This window comes from uncultured Megasphaera sp., from assembly GCF_958350005.1.
Lineage (GTDB): Bacteria > Bacillota > Negativicutes > Veillonellales > Megasphaeraceae > Megasphaera.
This window is the reverse complement of sequence record NZ_CATWFF010000142.1, coordinates 1-5,065: the sequence shown is the minus strand read 5'-3', so window position 1 is coordinate 5,065 and position 5,065 is coordinate 1. Positions and strand designations below refer to the sequence as shown.

Here is a 5,065-nt window from a genome sequence, read left to right as displayed (position 1 = left end):
GCCTTTCGTATCGTACTTCTTCGACAGTGCTGCCGTTCTTATTGTCTGTATTTTTGATGCAGGCAACTCTATTATGTGTCTGGGCATGGCATATGGGCTGGCCTGCGCCGTTCAGGGGCAGAAAGGCGAACGAATTCCCGTTCTGCTGGCCCGGTCTATTCTCTCGTCGGCTCCGGTTTTGTCCTATATGGGCATGATTATTCTGGCCCTGTGTGCTGTCAAACTGCCTGATGCAGTGATTCAGTGGGCGACCATTCCGGCTTCAGCCAACACGTTTCTGTCTATGCTCATGATTGGCGTTGCCCTGGGAATTACGCTGCAAAAGGAATATTTGCAGATGATCGTGAAAAATATCGGTGTCCGCCTGGCAGGCAGTGCGGTTCTGGCTGCGGCAGTTTACTTTTTCCTCGACTATTCCATGGATGTCAAGCGCGTTCTCGTGATCCTTACCTTTGCGCCTATAGCCGGCATGGCCTGCTATTATACAGCCAAACTCAAAGGGCGTATTGAAGTAGCTGCCTGTATCAGTTCCCTGTATATTCTGATTTCTATTGTCGTCATGTCGACGCTGATTATTATCCTGCGCTGAGTAGATAAGAACAACTGCAGCAAACACGGCCCTGTCTTTGCCGCATGATGGCAGAGACAGGGCCGTGTTTTTTGCTGTCTTATGGCTGCTGGAGCTGCAGGGCCTCTTCCAGTGCTGCCGGAATCGTACTGGGGCTGCGCGTAATGTAGTAGCTGTCTACTTTGGGCGGTGCAAAATCGAGAAGCGGTATGGCCCGCAGTGTTCCCTGCTGCAAGTCGTCTTCAATGAGGCTGTACGGCAAAAAGGTGTAGCCAATGCCGTCAGCTACGTACTGCGGGAGTTTGGTACTGTTGTCTATTTCCATGGGGAAACAGTGATACCGGGGGAACAGGTCCTGAATATACAGCCCTACGCCCTGGAGAGCGAAGTTACAAAAGAGGTAGTCGATTTTCTGCAGGTCTTCCTTGTGAATGCCGTCGGCATATTCCGTGTTGTCGGACCGGCAGACCAGGACCAGCGTATCTGTGCGGTACGGACGGCAGAGAAAGCCGTCGCGCTGAAAGGGACTGAAGGAGAAGATTGCGTCCAGTGTACCGTCCTGCAGGTGATGGAATAAATTATTTGTATGACTAATGGTGATACTCAGCGATACGGCAGGACGGCTCTGTAAATAGGTGCGGATTTTTTTCTGTAAATGACATTCGTAAATCGTGTTGGTCGTACCGATATGAACGGTCTGTGCATAGGCCGGTTTGGCATGGAGATCCTGAAGGGCTGCTGTCTCCAGAGCCATAAAACGCTGGGCATAGCTGAGAAAGGTGATTCCTGCCGGCGTCAGCTCTACCTGCTTTCGGCTGCGCGTAAACAGGGATACGCCCAGTTCCGTTTCCAGGTCGCGAATGCGGTTCGTAACTGTCGACTGGGCGACAAACAGCTGCTGAGCCGTTTTGGTGAAATTTTTTATTTCTCCCAACGTAATAAAGGTGCGAAGCGTTATCGTATCCATCGGAGACCAGCCTTTCTTTAATTTAAAATACAAATTAATAAAATTAAAATAATCTATTTTACAGATTACTGCGTTCATTATATAATAAAATCTATACAGAGACAATGAAATGAAAGTCCCTTTCAGTATAATTTTATGCGCGTCTGCGTATTTCAGTACAGGAGTTGAATAGCATGAATGTAAAGACCGTACCGTTTTCGGAAGAACAAATTCGTGAAATTATTGCCAGTTACCCTACGCCCTTTCATAGTTATGATGAAGCAGCCATTGTCAGCAATGTCCGCAAATTAATCAAGGCCTTTGACTGGGTTCCGGACTTTAAGGAATACTTTGCTGTTAAAGCGACGCCGAATCCATATCTGATGAAGCTCTTGAAGGCTGAAGGTGTCGGCGCTGACTGCAGCTCCATGGCTGAACTGGCATTGTGCGAAAAAGTTGGCATTACAGGTCATGATATTGTATTTTCCTCTAATGATACGCCTTATGCGGAATATAAAAAAGCCATGGAATTAGGCGCCTTGATCAACTTGGATGATATTTCCATGATCGAATACCTGGAATCGCACGGTTCTCTGCCGGACTGGATCTGCGCACGGTACAATCCCGGTCCGCTGATGAAGGAAGGCAACGATATTATCGGCACGCCGGAAGAAGCGAAGTACGGCATGACGCGGGAACAGATTTTTGAAGCTTTCCGCATTCTGAAGGAAAAAGGCGTGCACCATTTCGGCCTGCATACGATGGTCGTATCGAACGAACTGGATGTCAACGGCCTGATCAATACGGCCAAGATGATGTTCGAACTGGCTGTAGATGTACAGAAAAATGTAGGTATTTCCATTGAATTCCTCGACTTTGGCGGCGGTATTGGCCTTCCGTATAAACCGGAACAGTCCTTCATTGACTACGACGTCCTCAGCGAAGGTATTCGCAACTATTATGATGATATTATGGTTCCGGCTGGTCTAGAAAAGGTACGCCTGGCCTTTGAATGCGGCCGTGCGATTACTGGCCCTTATGGGTACCTCGTTACGACGGCTATTCACCATAAACACATTTGGAAAGAATATATTGGCGTCGATGCCTGCATGGCCAACCTCATGCGTCCGGGCATGTACGGTGCTTATCATCACATTACGGTAATGGGCAAGGAAAATGCGCCGAAAGATCATATTTATGATGTATCAGGCTCGCTGTGCGAAAACTGTGATAAATTTGCTGTCGACCGGGCGCTGCCGGAAATCAAGGACGGCGACATTCTGGTCATTCACGACACCGGTGCACATGGCCATTCCATGGGCTTTAACTACAATGGCAAACTTCGTTCGGCAGAACTGCTGCTTCATGGCGACGGCAGTGTGACACAGATTCGCCGTGCTGAAACGCTGGATGATCTGTTTGCAACGCTTGACTTCAGCGATTTATAATACTGTACAGCCATCGCTGGCAGATACAGAAACTGCAGAAATACCGTTAAAACATGGCTGTGTTTTAACGGTATTTTTTATATGCGAAATGGCGTATACTATAGCTATAATATGGTACAGGAGGAATGGATTCATGGATAGTATGGAACGAAGAGATCAACTTATTGCAATGCTGCAGTCTGCCCAGGGAGCCATTACGGGTACGGAGCTTTCGCAGCGCTGCGGCGTGAGCCGGCAGGTCATTGTCGGTGATATCGCTATTTTACGGGCTCAGGGTCAGCCTATTGTATCCACGCCGCGGGGATATCAGCTGGCCGGGGCTGCTTCGTCAGGCATACAGCGTGTATTTGTCTGCTGTCATGGCATGGAACAGATGCGGGCAGAACTGGAAGCGATTGTCGATAATGGCGGCATTGTGCGCAACGTTGTCATTGAGCATGAAATTTACGGGAATCTGGAAGGAACGCTGAATCTTCACTCACGCCGCGATGTGCAGCAGTTTATCTGCAAGATTGAAAATTCACCAGATGACTTGCTGAGCAGCATCAGCGGCGGCATACATACCCATCTGGTCGAAGCGGCCAGCGAAGAAGAAATGGATGCCATTGCCGAAGCATTGAAAGAAGCAGGCGTTTTATATACGTAAAAGAAAATCTTGCTTTTTCTGTCATAGTGTGTACAATAAATACCATACTACGTATTAGTGTCTTGACACATGTATGACAGGAGGAGAGCATATATGATTTTACGTCGCTTAGAGGCTCTGCCAGTTGGGCGGTTCCACTACAAGCTGTTAGGTGTAACGGGACTGGGCTGGCTCTTTGATTCTATGGATACGGGGCTTATTGCCTTTATCCTTCCCGTACTGGCCAAAGAATGGCAGCTGGCACCGGGACAGATGGGTCTTATTGGCAGCATGGGACTTATTGGCATGGCCCTGGGTGCTGTCGTATCAGGAACCCTGGCTGATTACTGGGGGCGGAAACGGATATTTACCGTTACTGTATTGCTGTACAGTGTGGCAACCGGGCTCTGTGCCCTTGCCTGGGACTACACATCCCTTCTGGTATTTCGATTTTTAGTAGGCTTTGGCCTGGGCGGGGAACTTCCCGTTGCCGTTACGCTGGTAACAGAATATGCGCCGGCTAAGGTGCGGGGACGGTTTATTGTCCTGCTGGAAAGCTTCTGGGCTCTGGGCTGGATTGCTGCGGCCTGCATTGCCTATTTGCTCATTCCTGTATATGGCTGGCGGTTTGCGTTCGCTATTGGCGCCCTTCCGGCATTATATGTATTTCTCATTCGTCTGCATATGCCGGAATCGGTGCGGTATTTGCTTTCTAAAGGGAAGACAGAGGAAGCAAACCGTATCGTTTCCGGTCTGGAAGCGCAGATGGGCCTGTCTGGCCAGTCGGCTGACACCGAACCGGATACGGTTCCGGAAGCAGAGCCTGTATCGGTACTGACGCTGTGGCGCAAACCCTTTCTCGTGCGGACGATCATGCTGTGGCTCGTCTGGTTTGGCATTATCTTCAGTTATTACGGCATTTTCATGTGGCTGCCGTCTCTCGTATTCAAGCAGGGATTTACGGTAGTCAAAACGTTTGAATACGTATTGGTAATGACGCTGGCACAGCTGCCGGGATATTTCTGCGCTGCCTGGCTGGTCGACCGGATGGGACGAAAATATACGCTGTCTGTCTTTTTACTGTGCAGCGGCATTGCCAGCTATTTCTTCGGCCACGCAGCTACAGCCGCAGCTCTTATGGGCTGGGGAGCTGTCATGTCCTTCTTTAATCTCGGTGCCTGGGGTGTATTGTATACGTATACGCCGGAACTGTATCCTACGTCTATCCGGGCGCTGGGAAGCGGCTGGGCTGCCGGTGTCGGCCGGTTTGGCGGCATGGCTGCGCCTGTTCTGGTAGGTATGATGCTGTCTGGCGGCATGAGCATTGGCAGTGTATTTTACATGTTTGCCTTCGTCTTTATTGCCGTATCGGCAGTTGTCATGGGCCTGGGCATGGAAAGTAAGCAGCAGAATCTGGAAAGCCTGTCCCAGCATAGCCGGGGATAAACCGGCAGTGTACGTGAACCATTGTCATAGGT

Annotated in this window: 5 protein-coding genes; 4 read left to right on the top strand and 1 reads right to left on the bottom strand. The window is 49.7% G+C overall.

Features of this window, described 5'->3' with window-relative positions; all coding sequences use genetic code 11:
* Nucleotides 1-589, top strand: a 589-nt coding sequence (locus Q3886_RS08210; protein ID WP_367881561.1) for an AEC family transporter, incomplete at its 5' end; no start/stop codon positions are given.
* Nucleotides 590-668: 79 nt separating this feature from the next.
* Here the strand turns inward: Q3886_RS08210 and Q3886_RS08205 are convergent.
* The gene (locus Q3886_RS08205; protein ID WP_301860872.1) at nt 669-1,613 is read right to left on the bottom strand and encodes a LysR family transcriptional regulator; all 945 of its coding nucleotides are present in this window, start codon (nt 1,611-1,613) and stop codon (nt 669-671) included.
* A gap of 95 nt (nt 1,614-1,708) precedes the next feature.
* On the opposite strand from Q3886_RS08205, the gene Q3886_RS08200 reads away from it, so the two are divergent.
* The 3 genes from Q3886_RS08200 to Q3886_RS08190 all read left to right on the top strand — a co-directional run bounded on the left by Q3886_RS08200 (nt 1,709) and on the right by Q3886_RS08190 (nt 5,033).
* Nucleotides 1,709-2,962: a diaminopimelate decarboxylase gene (locus Q3886_RS08200; RefSeq protein WP_301860871.1), complete on the top strand. Its 1,254-nt coding sequence runs from the start codon at nt 1,709-1,711 to the stop codon at nt 2,960-2,962.
* A 133-nt stretch (nt 2,963-3,095) separates the two neighbouring features.
* Complete coding sequence (locus tag Q3886_RS08195) at nt 3,096-3,608, top strand: transcription repressor NadR (protein ID WP_301860870.1); 513 nt, start codon at nt 3,096-3,098, stop codon at nt 3,606-3,608.
* A 93-nt stretch (nt 3,609-3,701) separates the two neighbouring features.
* Nucleotides 3,702-5,033, top strand: coding sequence for an MFS transporter (locus Q3886_RS08190; RefSeq protein WP_301860868.1), 1,332 nt, complete (start codon nt 3,702-3,704; stop codon nt 5,031-5,033).
* Nucleotides 5,034-5,065: the final 32 nt, after the last annotated feature.

What these genes read in the sequence shown, in the direction of transcription:
- Q3886_RS08195 (WP_301860870.1), top strand. Translation starts at nt 3,096, where the DNA reads ATGGATAGTATGGAACGAAGAGATCAACTTATTGCAATGCTGCAGTCT.
- Q3886_RS08190 (WP_301860868.1), top strand. Translation starts at nt 3,702, where the DNA reads ATGATTTTACGTCGCTTAGAGGCTCTGCCAGTTGGGCGGTTCCACTAC.
- Q3886_RS08205 (WP_301860872.1), bottom strand. Translation starts at nt 1,613, where the DNA reads ATGAACGCAGTAATCTGTAAAATAGATTATTTTAATTTTATTAATTTG.
- Q3886_RS08200 (WP_301860871.1), top strand. Translation starts at nt 1,709, where the DNA reads ATGAATGTAAAGACCGTACCGTTTTCGGAAGAACAAATTCGTGAAATT.